General features: G+C 58.9%; 18 protein-coding genes and 1 pseudogene. 12 read left to right on the top strand and 7 right to left on the bottom strand.

Annotation, left to right across the window (positions count from 1 at the left end):
- Window positions 1-108 precede the first annotated feature (108 nt).
- Both CE491_RS14850 and CE491_RS14845 read right to left on the bottom strand, forming a co-directional pair.
- Entirely contained in the window at window positions 109-1,068 is a 960-nt protein-coding gene (locus tag CE491_RS14850) for a 3-hydroxyacyl-CoA dehydrogenase family protein (RefSeq protein ID WP_110949082.1), read from the bottom strand.
- A gap of 49 nt (window positions 1,069-1,117) precedes the next feature.
- Window positions 1,118-2,470: an MFS transporter gene (locus CE491_RS14845; RefSeq protein ID WP_110949081.1), complete on the bottom strand. Its 1,353-nt coding sequence runs from the start codon at window positions 2,468-2,470 to the stop codon at window positions 1,118-1,120.
- Window positions 2,471-2,682: 212 nt separating this feature from the next.
- On the opposite strand from CE491_RS14845, the gene CE491_RS14840 reads away from it, so the two are divergent.
- Window positions 2,683-3,312 (top strand): histidine phosphatase family protein, encoded by a 630-nt coding sequence (locus tag CE491_RS14840; RefSeq protein ID WP_110949080.1) that lies wholly within the window; start codon window positions 2,683-2,685, stop codon window positions 3,310-3,312.
- Between the two features lie 29 nt (window positions 3,313-3,341).
- Here the strand turns inward: CE491_RS14840 and CE491_RS14835 are convergent, their stop codons facing one another.
- Together CE491_RS14835 and CE491_RS14830 are read right to left on the bottom strand one after the other, a co-directional pair.
- Window positions 3,342-4,142: a DeoR/GlpR family DNA-binding transcription regulator gene (locus CE491_RS14835; protein ID WP_110949079.1), complete on the bottom strand. Its 801-nt coding sequence runs from the start codon at window positions 4,140-4,142 to the stop codon at window positions 3,342-3,344.
- 71 nt (window positions 4,143-4,213) lie between these two features.
- Complete coding sequence (locus CE491_RS14830) at window positions 4,214-5,104, bottom strand: pseudouridine synthase (RefSeq protein WP_110949078.1); 891 nt, start codon at window positions 5,102-5,104, stop codon at window positions 4,214-4,216.
- A 442-nt stretch (window positions 5,105-5,546) separates the two neighbouring features.
- Here CE491_RS14830 and CE491_RS14825 point away from each other — a divergent pair, with 442 nt between their 5' ends.
- A complete protein-coding gene (locus tag CE491_RS14825) occupies window positions 5,547-5,810 on the top strand; it encodes a hypothetical protein (RefSeq protein ID WP_234407603.1) in 264 nt (87 codons plus the stop codon).
- 27 nt (window positions 5,811-5,837) lie between these two features.
- Here the strand turns inward: CE491_RS14825 and CE491_RS14820 are convergent, their stop codons facing one another.
- Both CE491_RS14820 and CE491_RS14815 read right to left on the bottom strand, forming a co-directional pair.
- Entirely contained in the window at window positions 5,838-6,089 is a 252-nt protein-coding gene (locus CE491_RS14820) for a glutaredoxin family protein (RefSeq protein ID WP_110949076.1), read from the bottom strand.
- 322 nt (window positions 6,090-6,411) lie between these two features.
- Window positions 6,412-7,620 (bottom strand): ammonium transporter, encoded by a 1,209-nt coding sequence (locus CE491_RS14815; protein WP_110949075.1) that lies wholly within the window; start codon window positions 7,618-7,620, stop codon window positions 6,412-6,414.
- 355 nt (window positions 7,621-7,975) lie between these two features.
- Between CE491_RS14815 and CE491_RS14810 the strand changes: the two genes are divergently transcribed.
- The 10 genes and pseudogenes from CE491_RS14810 (at window position 7,976) to CE491_RS14765 (ending at window position 16,347) form a co-directional block, all read left to right on the top strand.
- A complete protein-coding gene (locus CE491_RS14810; RefSeq protein ID WP_110949074.1) occupies window positions 7,976-8,290 on the top strand; it encodes a DUF883 family protein in 315 nt (104 codons plus the stop codon).
- Window positions 8,291-8,295: 5 nt separating this feature from the next.
- On the top strand, window positions 8,296-8,682 hold the full coding sequence (locus CE491_RS14805; protein WP_110949073.1) for a phage holin family protein: 387 nt from the start codon (window positions 8,296-8,298) through the stop codon (window positions 8,680-8,682).
- Entirely contained in the window at window positions 8,679-9,020 is a 342-nt protein-coding gene (locus CE491_RS14800; RefSeq protein WP_110949072.1) for a hypothetical protein, read from the top strand. The genes CE491_RS14805 and CE491_RS14800 overlap by 4 nt, the downstream gene beginning before the upstream one ends.
- Window positions 9,021-9,142: 122 nt before the next feature.
- Window positions 9,143-10,306: an EAL domain-containing protein gene (locus CE491_RS14795; RefSeq protein ID WP_110949071.1), complete on the top strand. Its 1,164-nt coding sequence runs from the start codon at window positions 9,143-9,145 to the stop codon at window positions 10,304-10,306.
- An 84-nt stretch (window positions 10,307-10,390) separates the two neighbouring features.
- Window positions 10,391-11,725: a deoxyguanosinetriphosphate triphosphohydrolase gene (locus CE491_RS14790; protein ID WP_110949070.1), complete on the top strand. Its 1,335-nt coding sequence runs from the start codon at window positions 10,391-10,393 to the stop codon at window positions 11,723-11,725.
- Window positions 11,726-12,038: 313 nt separating this feature from the next.
- Entirely contained in the window at window positions 12,039-12,437 is a 399-nt protein-coding gene (locus CE491_RS14785; protein ID WP_110949069.1) for a response regulator, read from the top strand.
- A gap of 382 nt (window positions 12,438-12,819) precedes the next feature.
- A complete protein-coding gene (locus CE491_RS14780) occupies window positions 12,820-13,443 on the top strand; it encodes a response regulator transcription factor (RefSeq protein WP_110949068.1) in 624 nt (207 codons plus the stop codon).
- 8 nt (window positions 13,444-13,451) lie between these two features.
- A pseudogene (locus CE491_RS14775) lies at window positions 13,452-15,413 on the top strand (transporter substrate-binding domain-containing protein); the annotation flags it as partial.
- A gap of 171 nt (window positions 15,414-15,584) precedes the next feature.
- On the top strand, window positions 15,585-15,800 hold the full coding sequence (locus tag CE491_RS14770; protein WP_110949066.1) for a hypothetical protein: 216 nt from the start codon (window positions 15,585-15,587) through the stop codon (window positions 15,798-15,800).
- Between the two features lie 169 nt (window positions 15,801-15,969).
- Window positions 15,970-16,347 (top strand): hypothetical protein, encoded by a 378-nt coding sequence (locus CE491_RS14765; protein WP_110949065.1) that lies wholly within the window; start codon window positions 15,970-15,972, stop codon window positions 16,345-16,347.
- Window positions 16,348-16,749: 402 nt separating this feature from the next.
- Here the strand turns inward: CE491_RS14765 and CE491_RS30270 are convergent.
- On the bottom strand, window positions 16,750-17,193 hold a 444-nt coding region (locus tag CE491_RS30270; RefSeq protein WP_199885117.1), incomplete at its 5' end, for a lysis system i-spanin subunit Rz.

Raw genomic sequence — 17,193 nt, 5'->3', positions numbered from 1 at the left:
GCGCCCAGCGATTGCCGACCATGCGTGGCGAGTGTATTCCTACCACGCCGGCACGCGCTTACGAGCGCAACCGTTGTTGGCCGATGATCGAATCCAATACTGTCGAACTCAGCTCACTAAACCCGGGGCCGGACCCAGTTCAGCGCGTAGCTTGCTCAACGCGGCATAGGCTTTGTCGCGATAGGCCAGCAATTCAGCGCGTTTCGCGGGGTCGATGTCCAGAAAGCCATGCCCGGCTTTCAGTCCGTAATTGCCGCCGTCCACCAGATCCTGCAAGGCTTTCGGCGCCGCCAGTCGCTCGCCATACGTACCCGCCAGGGTCTTGTAGGACGAGGCATACACGTCCAGCCCGGCCATGTCGCCAATGGCAAACGGGCCGAACAATGCCAGGCGAAAACCAAAGGCATTGCTCACCACCAGATCGACCTGTTCCGGCGTCGCCAACCCTTCCTCCACCACCATCACCGCCTCTTTATAAAGGGCGAACTGCAGACGGTTGGCGACGAAACCGGGGGTATCGGCCACCCGCGCCGGCACTTTTCCCACCTTACGGATCAGCGCTTCCAGCGTATCGACATGGGCAGGCAAGGTGTGCTCGCTGGCAATCAGTTCCACGCTGGGAATGAACGGCGCCGGATTCATCCAGTGCACACCCATAAACCGCTCCGGATGACTGACGAACTTGGCCAGTTCACCAATCGGAATCGCCGAGGTATTGGTGCCAATGATGGTCTCAGCCGCGCAGGCCGCCGACACACGCCCCAGCACGTCGCGCTTGACCTCCAGGGATTCGAACACCGCTTCGGTAACGTAATCCACGCCCTCGACCGCCTCCTCGATGGAACCGGCGGCGCTCAGGTTGGCGGTCAGACGCTCATGGGCATCTTCCGGAAACAACCCGGCTTCGGCGAACGCTTTGCCCTGCTTGAGCAAACGCTCCAGATTGTCCCTGGCGACACTGCCGGACACATCGCCCAACACCACCTGCGCACCGCCCAAAGCCAGAACCTGAGCGATACCTCCGCCCATGTAACCGGAACCGACAACCGCAATTTTCTTGATGGTCATGACCTAACTCCCAACTCAATACCCAAGCTATAAATGAAAGACTCGCCGATCAAAGGTGCTGATCGCTGCGGTCCTTGAGACTCGAAAGGGCCAGCGCGGCAACCACGCCACCCAACGCCAGGTACGCGGCTACCGCATACCCGGAACCAAAACTGACCAACAGGAACGAAGCGATCAGCGGCGCCGGACCGCCTGCCACCAGCGAGGACATCTGATAACCAACCCCCGCGCCGGTGTAGCGAACGTGCACCGGAAACTGTTCCGAAATCAGCGACGCCTGTGCGCCGTACTGGATGGCGTGAGGCACCAGCGAAAGCGTGATGGCGATGAAGATCCAGGTCTCGTTACCGGAGTTCAGCACCCAGAAATACGGGAACGCCATGAGAATCAGCACCGCGCAACCGGTGTAATACATGGTGCGCCGCCCCACACGATCAGCCAGGTTGGAAAAGATCGGCAGCAGGATCAGGTCGAGTACCGCGGCCGCCAGGGTCCCGAGCAGCACGAAGGTGCGCGAGACGTGTGCGGTCTGGGTCGCGTAATCGAGAATGAACGCAGTGAAGATGTAGAACGGCATCTGCTCGGACATGCGCAGGAACGCCACTTTGACGATCTCGCGCCAGTGGTGCTTGACCACGAATTTGAGCGGACTTTTTTCGATCTGCTGGCTCTGTTTCTTCGCCGCGAACGACGGGGTTTCCTCGATGGACAGACGCACGAACAAGCCCACCACCACCAGAACCCCCGACAGCAGGAACGGAATGCGCCAGCCCCACTCAAGGAAATGCTCGCCAGTGAAATAGCTCGAGCCCATTACCGCCGATGTCGACAGGATCAGGCCGATGGACGTACCCAGCTGCGGCCAGGCACCGGCCGCGCCGCGTTTCTTCTGATCGCCCCATTCCAGCGACATCAAGGCCGCGCCGCCCCACTCGCCGCCGACACCGAATCCCTGGATCAGACGCAGCAGGATCAGAATCGCCGGGGCCCACAGTCCGATGCTTTCGTAGCTGGGCAGCAAGCCGATGAGAAAGGTCGCCAGGCCGGTCATGACCAGGGTCACGATCAGCGTGGTCTTGCGCCCTACCCGGTCGCCGAAGTGGCCGAACACTGCAGCGCCGATCGGACGAATCGCGAAAGCGATGGCAAAGGAGGCGAACGACAGCATCAGCGAAACGAGCCGATCATGGGTGGGAAAAAATAACAATGGGAACACCAACGCGGCGGTGGCCCCGTAGATGTAATACTCGTACCACTCGATGGTAGTACCGATCAGGCTGCCCACCGAGGCCCGGCGGCGCTGCCTGAGCTGATGCGCTGTGGGTTGCGCGGCGGTTTGCGCTACCGAATCAACATTGGGGCTGGCAGAACCGCCAACCAGGGTGCCGTCGAGTGTAGACATGAAGCTGCCTCCGTTATTTTTATTGGGACAGGCAAAGCGCGCGAACGTCCTCGGCAGGCCGTCGGCCTTTGCGCTCTGTCATGAGCAACGCGGTTGTGTCATCAAGCGTGTGGCGTGACAGGACAACATTAGTTGTTATTTTTTAACAATGTCAAGCATTATGCGTTAATATTTAACAAGATTGCTATTACTTTTCACACTCGGGATTTTTGATGGATAACCGCGACCAGACCTCTCCCACCCTCTATCTCATTCGCCACGGCGAGACCGACTGGAATGCCAGACGCCTGCTGCAGGGGCGCCGCGATATTCCGCTGAACAGCGTCGGTCAGGGCCAGGCTGTGGTGTCGGGGACCTGCCTGAAATGGCTGCTGCCGGATGCCTCACAGACTGACTTCATCGCCAGTCCTCTGGGGCGTACGCGGCAGACCATGGAAATCGTTCGTCAGCAACTTGCGCTCGACGCCGGGAATTACCGAACCGACGAGCGTCTGGTGGAAATTCATTTCGGAGAATGGGAAGGCCTGGACTGGCAGCAGATTGCCGAGCGTCAGCCCGAGCGTTTCGCAGCGCGTCAGGCCGATCCGCTGAATTTCATTCCGTTGGGCGGCGAGAACTACCCTCATGTCTTCGAGCGAGTGGGCAGCCTGCTCGATTCATTGCGACGGGACACGGTGCTGGTGGCTCACGCCGGCGTGCTGCGCAGCTGCCTGGCGTTGTTGACTCAGGTGCCGGACGTTGAGGTGCCGCTACTGGAAATTCCTCAGGACCAGGTGCTGATGATTCGCGGCGGACGCTTTGCCTGGATGCAGGTCAGCACGGCGATGGATGGCAGCCGCTGACCTTCTCAATGGCCGGCGTGTAGGGACCGTCAGGCAAGAATCAGTTCAATGCCGGATCGGCGAATACCCGCAGCGGAATCCGGGGTGAGGGCGTCGTCGGAGATGATCGGATCGAAACGTTCAAGACCGGCCACGCGGTACATGCCGAAGGTGCCGTACTTGGAACTGGTCGCCATCAACACCACTTGCGAGGCACCGGCGATAGCGGCCTTCTTCACCTCGACCTTGGCCTCCGACGGCGTGGTGATGCCGCGCTGCAGATCCCAGGAGCTGCTGGAGATAAACGCGATATCGGTAGCGAGATTGCGCAACGTGTCCGCCGCCAACGTGCCGATACCGGTGATGTTGTCGTGATCGAGCTCCCCGCCGGTATGAATCACCTTCACGTGCCGCGCCTCAGACAGCGCCATGAGGATGCTGAAGTCATTGGTGACCACGGTGATTGCGCCAAGCTCGATGATGTGCGGCACCAGGCACAGGGTCGTCGTGCCCGCATCGAGGTACACCACCATTCCCGGCTTGAGGTACTGCGCGGCGATCACCGCCATGCGCCGCTTCTGTTCCGGCTCGAGGATCACCCGACTGTGATGGGACGGCTCGTTGACCATCTGACTGGCCAGGCGCACGCCACCAGGCACCGAGAACACCAGACCTTCCTGCTCCAGCAGCGCGATGTCGCGGCGTACGGTCATGTGCGAGCAATTGAAGATTTCGGTGAGCTGCAACACGCTCAGGGTCTGCTCGCGCCGCAACCGGCGAATGATCATCTCGCGACGCTGGGCCGGCTGGATCGGCGGGGCATCAGGTGACGGGAGTCGATCTTCGTTCATGAGGGCTCTTGGGATTGGGTTGAAGGCGTAGATTAACGTACATCGCTGACACTGCGGTGGCGAACCCGGAGTTACCAATCCAGCTTGATCCGGCTTTCGAAAAACCGCTCTTCACCGGTGACCGGATCGACGAAACGCAATCCCTGTGCAAGCAGTTTCAGGGGCTTGTCGTAATCATCCACGGCGTCCTTGATGACCTCCGGGTAAAACGGGTCGTTGCAGATACCCGCGCCCAACGCAGCCATGTGCACCCGCAACTGATGCTTCTTGCCGGTCACCGGATACAAGCCGTAGCGCGACAGATCCCCATTGCGCTCGCACACCTCGATTCGCGTCTCGGTGTTGCTCTGCCCTTGCCCCTCCTGCATGCGAAAGAACGGCTCGCCATCCACCAACCGGCTTTTATGCACCCTGGGAAACTCAAGCTCAGGCAGCGCGCGGGCAATGGCTTGGTAACGCTTGTCGATGCGTCGGGTCGGGAACAGCGCTTGATACGCCGAACGGCTCTGCTTGTTGGCGGAGAACAACACCAGGCCTGCGGTATGACGATCTATGCGATGCAGCGGCACCAGATCGGGGTTGTCCAAAGTGCGAATCAGCCGCCGCAACAGGGTCTGCTCGACATATTCCCCGGCAGGTGTCACCGGCAGAAAGTGCGGTTTGTCGGCGACCACCAGATGTTCGTCCGCGTACAGGACCTGCTCCTGCACCGGGATTGGCGTCTCATTAGGCACTTCGCGAAAATAATGAATGCGCAATCCCTCGCGATACGCAAGATCCAGAGCGATAGGCTGGCCCTGGGCATCGAGCACCCGACCGCGGGCGATCCGGTCAAGCCACTGCTCCCGGCTGATCGCACTGAATCGCTCACACAGGCAATCGAGCACCGTGAGCCACGGACCCGGCGGCAGATAAAGGGTGCTGGCCTGATGCGCGGCGGGGATGAAAAAGGATTCGGACATGGGGCAACTCAGGATCGGGGGTGGCGGACACGACATGCCCGGCATTATCACCTGGCCCTGGCAAATTATGCGACTCGCCCTGCGCGAGCGTTGCAACCGCGCGCGACGATTTGTCGCAGCCTCAAGACATACCAGTTGTCAGACATCTACATGACAGCGGTAGAAGCGGAAAATGATTTGTTCTAAAATGTTTCCAAATCGGCAAGCAGGCGCGAAACCGAATCCACATGATCACCGTCATGATCGAACTCGAAAACGCCTGTCAGACCTGAACTCATAAAAAGAAAGCCCGTCCTCGACGGGCTTTTTTCGTTTTCAGCGTTTGTTCAGCGCCTCCAAGCGCGAACGCCGGACTTGCAACGTCGGCACTGAAGACTCGAGACACCCCGGTGTCCTGCACTGCCCACGACAGATTTTGTATTTCAACTTTGAGGTTATGCACATGCTGGTTCAACTGTTCCAATGGATCAAACGCCTTTCCACCGGCACCTCTGAAAGCGAAGAAGGCTACTCGCAATCCTTCTCCGACGAGGAAAACGATGTAGGGCGCTGGACATTCATGTCGGTGTTCATCGTCTTCACCCTGAGCCTGTATATCGTTGCCGGTCTTGGCTACTACGCCAAAGTCCATGTCTGGGATGGCATGAGCGAAGCGCAGAAAGAAGCGGTCGCCAAAGCGATGGTCGTCGACACTCAGTATCTCTGACCGGGTCGCTGAGCGGAGCCTTGCTGCTCAGCCACTGACCTGATCGCGCAAGAACACCACCACCTGCCCGGTGTCGAACGGCCAGTCCAGTTCGGCACCGGTGTCGGTGCGTCGCAACACCGGGATGCGCAAGCCGTAAGCGTCATCCAACGCTTCGCTCTCAGCGATATCCACCAATTCGACCAACAGGCCATGCTCCACCAGGGGCATCAACTCGGCCTCGGCGGCCTCGCACAAATGACACCCCGGTGTTCCGAACAGTTGGCATTCCGGTGGCATGTTCTGGCCCTCTGCATACAGAAATTCAGAAGCTGGATGGCCAGTTTAGGCTCGGCCCGAAATCCCGTCGAGACGGACGCGTCGTCTGGAGTAGTCGCTGCCTCGATCGAGCACCGGCTGCTCGAAAGCGAAACGCGTTTGAACAGGAAGCGCCGGTGCTGCGCTCCACGGTGGTCCTGTGAAACAGGACCACGCCCGGCACCGGCACGCCCCTGCGCCAGACCCCCTCTTCAGGAATGCGAAAAATCAGAAATGGTTAGCGCTGCATCCGGCCATGCCCACGCGCTCGGGGGTAAGCATAGCCAAGCGCTTACCTCATGCATCAGTCGTGACTGACGGCGCCAATCTTGTGAATCGACAGGTCCGCGCCGTAGTACTCCTGCTCCTGGCTGAGCCTCAATCCCAGGCACAATTTGATCACGCCATACACCAGCAAGCCCCCGGCCAGCGCGATCAGCACGCCCAAGGCACTGCCGATCAACTGACTGATGAGACTGACGCCGCCGATGCCGCCCCAACGGGTCTGGCCGAAGATGCCGCAGGCCACGCCACCCCAGACCCCACACAGGCCATGTAGCGGCCAGACGCCCAGCACATCGTCGATCTTCCAGCGCACCTGCGCCGCAGTGAAGCACCAGACGAATAGCGCACCGGCGATGATCCCGGTGATCAGTGCGCCCACCGGATGCATCAGGTCGGAGCCAGCGCACACCGCGACCAGCCCGGCCAGCGGACCGTTGTGCAGGAAGCCTGGGTCGTTGCGCCCGACAATCAGCGCCGCGACCGTGCCGCCGACCATCGCCATCAATGAGTTGACCGCGACCAGCCCGCTGACGCCGTCCAGAGTCTGCGCGCTCATGACGTTGAAACCGAACCAGCCGACGATGAGAATCCACGAGCCCAATGCCAGAAACGGAATGCTCGACGGCGGATAGGCCATCAGCTTGCCGTCGCGATACCGGCCGTTGCGGGCGCCGAGCAGCGTCACCGCAGCCAGCGCCAACCAGCCACCCATGGCATGAACCACCACTGAGCCTGCGAAATCATGAAAGCTGGCGCCGAAAGTCTTCAGCAACCAGGCCTGCAGGCCGAAGTTGCCGTTCCACACCATGCCCTCGAAGAACGGATAAACGAACGCCACGATCAAGACCGTCGCGCATAACTGTGGTGCGAAGCGTGCGCGCTCGGCAATGCCGCCGGAGATGATCGCGGGAATGGCCGCGGCGAAGGTCAGCAGAAAGAAGAACTTCACCAGCCCATAACCGTGATCGGTCGCCAACACGCTGGCAGGCTGCAGGAAGCTGACGCCATAGGAAATCCAGTAGCCCACGAAGAAATACGCCAGGGTCGATACGGCAAAGTCACTGAGAATTTTCGATAACGCGTTGACCTGATTCTTCTGCCGGACCGTGCCGACTTCCAGAAAGGCAAAACCGGCGTGCATGGCCAGGACCATGACCGCGCCGATCAGGATAAACAGGGTGTTGGAGCTGTGGATCAGGGTGTCCACCGCACTTTGCACATTTTCCATCGAGGGGCAGGCCTGCAAGTGATGAAAAGCACCAAGGCAGAACAACCTTCCGTCCCGACCGCACATATGGCACCAAACTGGCGCAACGCGAAGTCAGCGCGAACCGATTTGGCGCACGCCAGCAGACAGAAAAATTGCACGCCAAGGCGTTTTTGTCGATTTTATGGTTTTGGGTCAATGTCTCGGCGTTTTGCCGACAGATGCGCTCCGCATTGGAGCACCCCGCCTCCCTGGCGCACCAGCGAGAAGCAAAAGCTGTACCAGCCGGTGAGATCGCAACTTGCGGCAATTGGAATGAACCTTCAGGAATAGGCCATACTCGAAAGCCAATATCGCCACCCACACGGAGAAGACTATGGCTCGCCCTACAGCAGAGAACGCCCAGGACATTTTGATGTCAGATTTCCAGACACTGGTTGCCGACACGGAAAAGCTGCTGGCACACACGGCCTCTCTGGCCGGGGAACAGGCTGACGAGCTGCGCGACCAGATCAATGAAAGCCTGGTGCGTGCACGTGAGACACTGGCCGTGGCCGAAGCCACTTTGCGCGAGCGCAGTAAGGAAGCAGTGGTTGCGACCGAAGAATATGTACAGGCCAATCCGTGGCAGTCAGTAGGCATCGCTGCCGGTGTCGGCTTCCTGCTGGGTCTGCTGGCTACCAGGCGCTGATCGTTATGACACCAGGGACAGGTCCTACCGAGACCGACAACACTTCCTCGCCTCGCCGTTTGGGGGCAGCGTTTCTGGGCTTGCTGCACAGTCATATCGAGCTGTTCGGCATTGAGCTGCAGGAACAGAAAGCGCGCACCGTCAGTCTGCTGTTGTTTGCAGGGCTGGCGCTGGTGTTCGCGTTGCTGCTGCTGATCGGGCTGTCGGCGCTGCTGCTGATTCTGGTGTGGGACAGCTATCGCCTCGCCGGCATCATCGGCCTTTGCGTCTTCTATACACTCGCCGCACTGTTCTGCGCGATGCGCTTGAGGGCCGCGATATTCGATGAATCTTCGCCGTTTCATTCCACCCTGGAAGAACTGGCCAACGACCGCGAGCGACTGATGCCATGAGTACCCCTGATTCGCCGCAGACTCATAATCGTCGCGAATTGCGCAAGGCGCTGATCCGCTTGCGCATGGAAATGCATCGTCAGGAGATCCGTCACGAATCGACGCAATTGATGCGACCTCTGCATCGAATGCGCGGCATGGCCCATAACCTGCCCGGCTCGCTGGGCATCAAGCATGCGCCGTTGTGGGGTGTCGGAGCGGTATCGCTGCTGGGCTTCCTCACGGGTAAAGGCGCGCGCAGCAAACGCACCGGCCGCGTCACGCGGCTGATCAAACTGAGCGCCAGTCTCATGCCGATCATCAGGCTCATTATCCAGAGTTCCGGTCGACGCCCCTGAGCTGGCCATTTGGCTGCATTCTTGCAAACAAACCCCGTCCGCATCTTTGTCCCCTGATTCACGGGGGACGAAGCTGCGGCGTTCGTCTGAACAACAAAGCCAATAACCCCTAAGGAGGCCATGTGATCGATGGGCAACCGCTAGCTTGCTTTCAGCCGTTCATCGATACCGCCACGGGCCGTATTGCAGGGGTCGAAGCACTGGGACGTCTGCGTCAGGAAGACGGCCGCCTGCAATCGGTAGGTCCTCTGTTCGCCGATCCGCGAAGACCTGCGGCAGAGCTCCGCCGGCTGGATAGACTGATTCGCGATGACGCCTTGGGGCGGTTGCATGAAGTGCCGAACGATTGGTTTCTGAGCCTGAATATTTCCCCGCGCTGGATCAGTCGCATGCGCCCGGGCCAGCCGCTGCCCAGCCTTATGCAGCTGCAGCAGCACGGCATTCCTGCGCAACGAATCGTTTTCGAGATCACCGAACTGGGCGGCGACAGCCAGCGCCTGAGCGAAGTGGTGGCGCGCTACCGTGAGGCCGGCGCTCGCATCGCCATCGACGATTTTGGCGCCGGTTATTCCCAGCTTGACCGCGTACTGGCGTTGCAGCCGGACATCCTCAAACTCGACATGCGTCTGTTCCAGGCCGCAGCCCGTGGTGGCCCCAGCAGTGATGTGGTCAGGGCCCTGGCACAGATGGCAGAAAAAACCGGCTGCTGGATCATTGCCGAAGGCGTCGAAACCGAGGCAGAACTGAATTTCGCGCTCGAATGCGGTTCTCGCTACGTTCAAGGCTTTCTCTTCGCTCAGGCCGAGGAAGACTTCTTCCTCGCCGACGCTTTCGTCGAACGCTTCGCCGAATTGCGTGATCGCTACGTGATGCAAAAGGTGGTGGACCGCGAGCGCTGGATGAACCTGCGCAAACAGCTCAGCCAGCTTATGCAGCGGCTCCAGGCATGGGCCGAGGGTGACGCGCCACTGGAAAACCTCCCGGATGTGCAGGACTATCCCTGGCTGCTGCGCTTCTATCAGTGCGACCGACATGGCACGCAACTCACGCCGAATCTGGAGTTGCGCGACGGTGTTTGGATCGCCGACACCCGCTACATGGGGCACAACTGGTCATGGCGCCCCTACTTCTATCATCTGCTTGCCGAGGGCTGGCATGAGCGCCGCCTGACCCTGTCCAATACCTACCGCGACGCCACGAGCAACCAGTATTGCCTGACTGCCGGACAGTTCTTCGATAACGGTCAACGCCTGCTGCTGATTGACGTCGATGCAGCAGGCTTTTGATTCGTCAGTGCCGCGATCTTCTGCTTGCAGCCCGCTGAACGAACCGGGAAGCTAGGCCGGTAATCACTCGATGGAGTACCGGCCTTGGATTGGCAGACCCTGCTCACCCGCGAGCGCCTCGGCAAGACCTTGCACAGCCCTGAAGAACTGGGGCGCAGTCCGTTCCACAAGGACCATGACCGCATCATATTTTCCGGTGCCTTCCGCCGCCTCGGACGCAAGACCCAAGTCCACCCGGTGACCAGCAACGATCACATCCACACGCGGCTGACCCACTCGCTGGAAGTCAGCTGCGTCGGACGTTCACTGGGCATGCGCGTCGGCGAAACCCTGCGCAGCGCCCTGCCCGACTGGTGCGAGCCGAGTGATCTGGGGATGGTCGTGCAATCGGCCTGCCTGGCGCACGACATCGGCAACCCACCTTTCGGCCATTCTGGCGAAGACGCGATCCGCAACTGGTTCAAACAGGCGGCGGGCCGCGGCTGGCTCGATGCCATGAGTGACGTCGAACGCGATGACTTCCTCAACTTCGAAGGCAACGCCCAGGGCTTTCGCGTGCTGACCCAACTGGAATATCACCAGTTCGAAGGCGGCACGCGCCTGACCTACGCCACCCTCGGCACTTACCTGAAGTACCCGTGGACCGCGCGCCATGCCGATTCGCTGGGCTACAAGAAACACAAGTTCGGCTGCTACCAGAGTGAGCTGGCGATCCTCGAACAGATCGCCAGCAAGCTGGGCCTGCCACAGCTGGAAGAGCAACGCTGGGCGCGGCATCCCTTGGTGTACCTGATGGAAGCCGCCGACGACATCTGCTACGCATTGATCGACCTCGAAGACGGGTTGGAAATGGAGCTGCTTAGCTATCCGGAAGTCGAATCCCTGCTGTTGGGACTGGTGGGCGACGACCTCCCGGAGACTTACCGTCAGCTCGGTCCCGACGACTCGCGCCGACGCAAGCTGGCGATCCTGCGCGGCAAGGCTATAGAGCACCTGACCAATGCTGCCGCCCGCGCCTTCGTCGAGCAGCAGGACGCCCTGCTGGCCGGGACGCTGCAGGGTGACCTGGTGGAACACATGCATGGCCCGGCCAAACGCTGCGTGCTCAACGCCAAGGACATGGCGCGCAAGAAAATCTTCCAGGACAAGCGCAAGACCCTGCACGAGATCGGCGCCTACACCACCCTGGAGATCCTGCTCAACGCTTTCTGCGGCGCGGCGCTGGAACAGTACGGCGGGCACACGCCGTCGTTCAAGAGCCGGCGCATTCTTGATCTGCTCGGCAACAACGCGCCCGACCCAACATGGCCGTTGCACACGTCGTTTCTGCGAGTCATCGACTCCATCGCGGGCATGACCGACAGCTATGCCAGCGAGATGGCGCGCGAGATGACCGGTCGTTCAAGCCCCATCCAATGAGTATCCCGCTCAGCGAAATCAGCTAGCCGATACCGCTCAGGCTACTGGCAAAAGCCCGAAATCCTAGTGGAGATCGGGCTTTTCTTTTCATGCACAAAGGAAAAGAAAACCAAATCTTCGGAAACTTCCCACGCAGACCCCGGAAACACCCTATCGCCGCTCCCTGACCTCTGCCGAATAATCCGCCAGCCCGTGAACGCAGGCGACTCATTCCCTCACCCGCCATAGCACCTCACCCATGCATGCTCCAATCGAGCGCCCCGCCCTGTGCCCGCGCCTCGATGCGAGCCCATCGCTTCGTCAGGAAAGCCCGATGTCCAAACACAATCTTCGAATTCTGCTGGTAGAGGATCACCCGTTTCAGCTCATCTCGCTGCAAATCCTGCTCAACAACCACGGCCTGTATTTTCTGACACCCGCCCTAAACGCCGGCGACGCCATCGCAGCACTCGAACGCAGTGCCGAACCCTACGATCTGCTGCTATGCGACCAGCGCCTGCCCGACATGAGCGGCGTCGAACTGATCGACATCGCCGCTCGCCAGGGCCTGATCCGTCATGCCGTGATGCTCAGCGGCCTTGAGCCCTCGCAACTGCTCGACATCGAAAACGAGGCGATCAAGAACGGCCTCCCCTTGCTCGGTTGCCTGATCAAGCCCTTGAACACGCTTGAATTATTGCGGCTTGTTTCTTCTGCGCCCAGTGACCGCTGACGTCCTCGAAACATCTCACTCGCGCTTGCACCGCTACCAACCCAATAACGAATTGTATTGTCATATTGCGGAAATGTTCGATTTAAGGGCGGCCAGCGCTGTATCAAAAACATAACAGGTTTAGTTATGTAGCCGGTTCCTGACATCAATGTAGGATCATTCCGAATCGCAATAAACACTCGTTTCCTGATAACTTTTCGCGTATTGGAAAATCTCGAATTCTTTAAACATTTTCGGGCTACCTGGCTATTGACGTACGGTAATACGCTAATTTTTGTAGGAACTTTCCTATATAGGGCTGTGAGCCCTTTCTGTTCATGCGCGCCTTCCAGCATCTGAGATAAGGTGCGCGCTTTCTTCGCTGCTCGTTATGGATTGAATTATGAACACAGTTTTTATCATCGATGATCATCCTGTCATTCGCCTCGCCATCCGGATGCTGCTGGAGAACGAAAATTATGAGATCGTCGGGGAGACCGATAACGGTGTGGATGCAATGCAAATGGTCCGCGAATGCATGCCGGACCTGATCATCCTCGACATCAGCATTCCCAAGCTGGACGGCCTGGAGGTGCTGGCGCGGTTCAATGCGATGAACCTTCCAGCCAAGATTCTGGTACTGACTGCGCAGGCGCCAAGTTTATTTGCAATACGCTGCATGCAATCGGGTGCAGCCGGCTATGTGTGCAAGCAGGAAGACCTCAGTGAACTGGTCAGCTCGGTGAAAGCCGTACTCTCCGGCTACAATTATTTCCCAAGCCAGGCACTCGGGGTATCGACCGGCGATGGCGACCCGAACGAACTTGAACGTTTCAAACTGGTCAATGATCGCGAATTGATGGTCCTCCAGTTATTTGCTCAAGGGCGAACAAACAAGGAAATTGCCAAGGGCATGTTTCTCAGCAACAAGACGGTGAGCACTTACAAAACCCGTTTAATGCAGAAACTCAAAGCCAAAACTCTGGTAGAACTTATAGAGATGGCAAAACGCAACTCGCTAGTGTGAGAGATAGGATGCCGAAGGGGTTAAAGGACTATTGGATAGTGATCGTAGTTGCGTGTCTGAGTATCAGTGCCCAGGCCCATTCGGCAGTGGCCGAACGCTACACCCTGCTGAGTCGTGCCAATCCGGCACACATGGATGTCACGCTGGATCGGGCGCAGTGGCAATGGGTGCGCAACAAGCGCGAATTGATTCTGGGCACCTCCGCCCCGGACTACCCACCTTTTGACATGACTCCCACAGGGCGCGACTACGAGGGTTTCACGGCAGATTACGCGGGCATTCTGGCGCGGGCGCTGGATCTGCCGATCAGGGTCCTGCGCTATGAGTCCCGGGACGAGGCGATCGAGGCTCTGCTCAGCGGCGAAGTCGACATTCTGGGCAGCGCCAATGGCTATGAGGCAACCAGATCCGACATCAAGCTGTCGTCGCCCTACGCGGTGGACCAGCCGGTCCTGGTCACCCGAACCGGGGAAACCCGCGGTTTGACCGACGGCCTCAACGGTCTGCGCCTGAGCATGGTTTATCACTACCTGCCGCCCAACGAGATCAGCGCTCTGTATCCGAAGGCCAGCCTGCAGACCTTTCCCTCGTTTCAGAGCGCGATCAACGCCGTCGCCTTCAATCAGGCGGACGTGTTTCTGGGCGATGCCATTTCCACCCATTACGTGATCAACAAGGGCTATCTGAACAACGTACAAATGGCCAACTTCGGCAAGCACGAACCCAACGGTTTCAGCTTTGCCGTAAAGGCCGACAACACTTCGTTGCTGGATGTGATCAACCTGATCCTAAAGGGCATTCCCATCGAGGAGCGGCTTTCCATATCCAAGCGCTGGGGCGCAGGCGCCGATCTGCTGCTCACCGATCAGAAACTGCAGCTGACCCAGCGCGAGGAACGCTGGATCGCCCAGCATCCCACGGTCCGGGTGGTCATCAATGACGCCTACGCCCCCCTGACCTTTTTCGACGCCAGCGGCAATTTCCGCGGAGTCACCGCCGATCTGCTGGATCTGATAAAGCTGCGCACCGGGCTGCGTTTCGAAGTCAGCCATGCCCCGAGCATGCGCGACATGATGAGTCGCCTTTCTCAGGGTCAGGCCGACCTGATCGGCGCCATGGTGCCCAGTGACGAGCGGCAAAACCGCTTCAACTTCAGCCGCCCCTACATGGACAACGCCTTCGTACTGGTCACCCGCAAGGAAACCTCCAGTCCTTCCAACCTCGATCAGCTGGAAGGCAAACGCGTCGCCCTCACCCTGGGCAGCCCGGTGCTGGAATATCTGCAGCAGGCCCACCCGCGAATTTACCCGGTGGAGGTCGACAACCCGGCCAAGGCCCTGGACCTGCTGGCCCACGGTCGCGTTGAGGGCGCGGTGACCTCACTGTTCAGCGCGAGTTATTTCATATCCTCGCGCGGCCTGAACGACGCCTTGCAAATGCGCGTCACGGTGGGCCGCGAGCCCGCGCGCATCGCCATGGCCACCTCGCGCAATGCCACCGAGCTGAGCGGCATCATCGACAAGGCGCTGTCAAGCATCGCGCCGGAAGACCTGTCGGTGATCAACAATCGCTGGCGCACTTACATGCCCTCCGGCCGAGGTGCCTGGAAAGACTATCAATTGCTGGTCTATCAGATCGTCATTGGCGCGGGCCTCTTACTGCTGGGTTCTCTGGCATGGAATGCGTGGATGCGCCGCCAGATCAAGCAACGCGAACGGGCCGAGCGCGCCTTGAACGATCAGTTCGAATTCATGAGTGCGCTGGTCAACGGCACCCCCCATCCGATCTATGTGCGCGATCGCGCCGGGCTGCTGCAGATGTGCAACGAGAGCTACCTCACCGCATTCTCGGCCAAGCGCGAAGAGGTCATCGGCAAGAGCATACTCGACGGCACGCTCAGCGATATTCAGGAAGCCCGGCAGTATGTCGCCGATTACCAACAGGTAATGGCCGAGGACACGACAGCTTTATCTATATTCTCAATATTTATCAAAAGGTTATACTCAATAATAACTGATTTTCATCCGGTGATTTACGCGCGATAAAACCCCAATAAAATCGGTCTTTCATGGTTGCTTATTGGGGATAATTTCAGCCACTCTTGAGGCATTGGCAACGCGCCAGGGCGAAGGAGGTTCACGATGAGGGACGCGTACACTGAAGCTCTTTCGAACCTGGTCCAATGCCAGATTGAGATCGCCGCGGCGATCAACGAACTCGCGGAGGTTTCCGAGCAGTTGGGACGAAGTGACATGGCAGCGGAAGCGAGAATCAATATGCAGTCACTCATCCAGCGATCAACCGCACTTGCGCATATTCTCAGTGGGGAATATCCCTCGACGGATCTCGACGGCTAGCCCTCTTCAGGGCGTGCTGCCGATCTCTATCCCCTCTCCCTTGCTGAGCTCTTTCCCCTGGCGTTCTGCCGACCGCTCCACCAATCCCCAACTGCAACTCGTCAGCCCGGCTGGCATTTTTCTCAACGCCTCGATTATTGTGGATCCAAACACGATCAGAGATTCACCCATGACCATTGATTACGACGCTGAGAACTGGCCGGGTAACCCGACGCCGGAAGAAATTATGCGCCGATACGTTCACCTGCTCGAGGAGGAGTGCCACGACCTCCAAACCGAATTGGTCCGGCACAGGAAGAACCAGGACAAGCTAATCGACATGCACAATGAACTGGCGATCGAGCGCAACAGCCTTCGGGCCAAACTTAAAGAGACCGAAGCGCGACTGTCCGACTGCCTGTGCGAAAACGCACTGATGGGCAATCGAATCAGGGGCCTGGAAAGCTGCCGCGATCAACTTGAACAAATTCACAAGGTTCAGCGGGAGGAAGCGCACAAAAGGATTGAGGCGAACAGCCAGGTTATGGAACTTGGCAGTCATCCATAATGTTTGGCAGGCGCCACGACAAGCGGGGCCTCACGATAGGCACTGAACACTACCGGCGTCGTGGCTTAACCATTTTGGACTGAAAAACCTTTTGAGATACGGTTGAGGTCTTGCCAGGGAAATGCGTCATAGCGTTCGTACCCGCACTTCCGGCTGTGCTCGAAGGGCAACGCTGCCTCAGACTCATGCCGCTTCGAGTCGCAGATCCTGCAATAAACCTGGGGGCCATCCAAACGCCACAAAGAATGCCATCTCAACAACCTATCTGAGCTGCTCATGTGCTTAACCTGCATGATGAGGCAATGATTTACCTTATACATTGAGCAACACCTGAGGTTAGCGTTCAGTTGTTAGCGTACCGTTGGTCCGGTAATGAGTCGGCAATCGATAAGCAAGAGCGGATCACATTCGTTGACACACATCCCGGATATACGCCTGTGCCGCCTTCAGGGCTGCTTGGTCGGCGATGATTCCGGCTCGGATATCGAGAACAGATCGTCCAACTGCTGCAGGGAGTTCGACGGTGCCTGCATCACCCACGCTGGCGGTGCTGGTGGTCTTGGACACGTTGCTGCTACCGGAACCAGTTGAGCAGGTGCCGGCGATGCGCAGCCGGCGAGTGCCATCAGCCACAGCACGGCGCAGAGATTCGTTCTTCGCAAGATCATCAGCCTTCTCCTTCGTGTATTTGGCATCGCTGGCAGCGGCCCGAGATTCTGCCTCCTGCTGTTTGGCCAGGGCATCGCGGGCCTGGGCTGAGGCAGCATTGGCGATCAGCGTCCGGTCGGCTTGGTAACTGGATTCGTTGGTGGCGATCACCTTCCCGTATGCGTTGGCCTGCCAGAG

This window comes from Pseudomonas bohemica, assembly GCF_002934685.1.
Lineage (GTDB): Bacteria > Pseudomonadota > Gammaproteobacteria > Pseudomonadales > Pseudomonadaceae > Aquipseudomonas > Aquipseudomonas bohemica.
The sequence above is the reverse complement of the archived record's forward strand: the minus strand, read 5'-3'. Positions and strand labels throughout refer to the sequence as shown.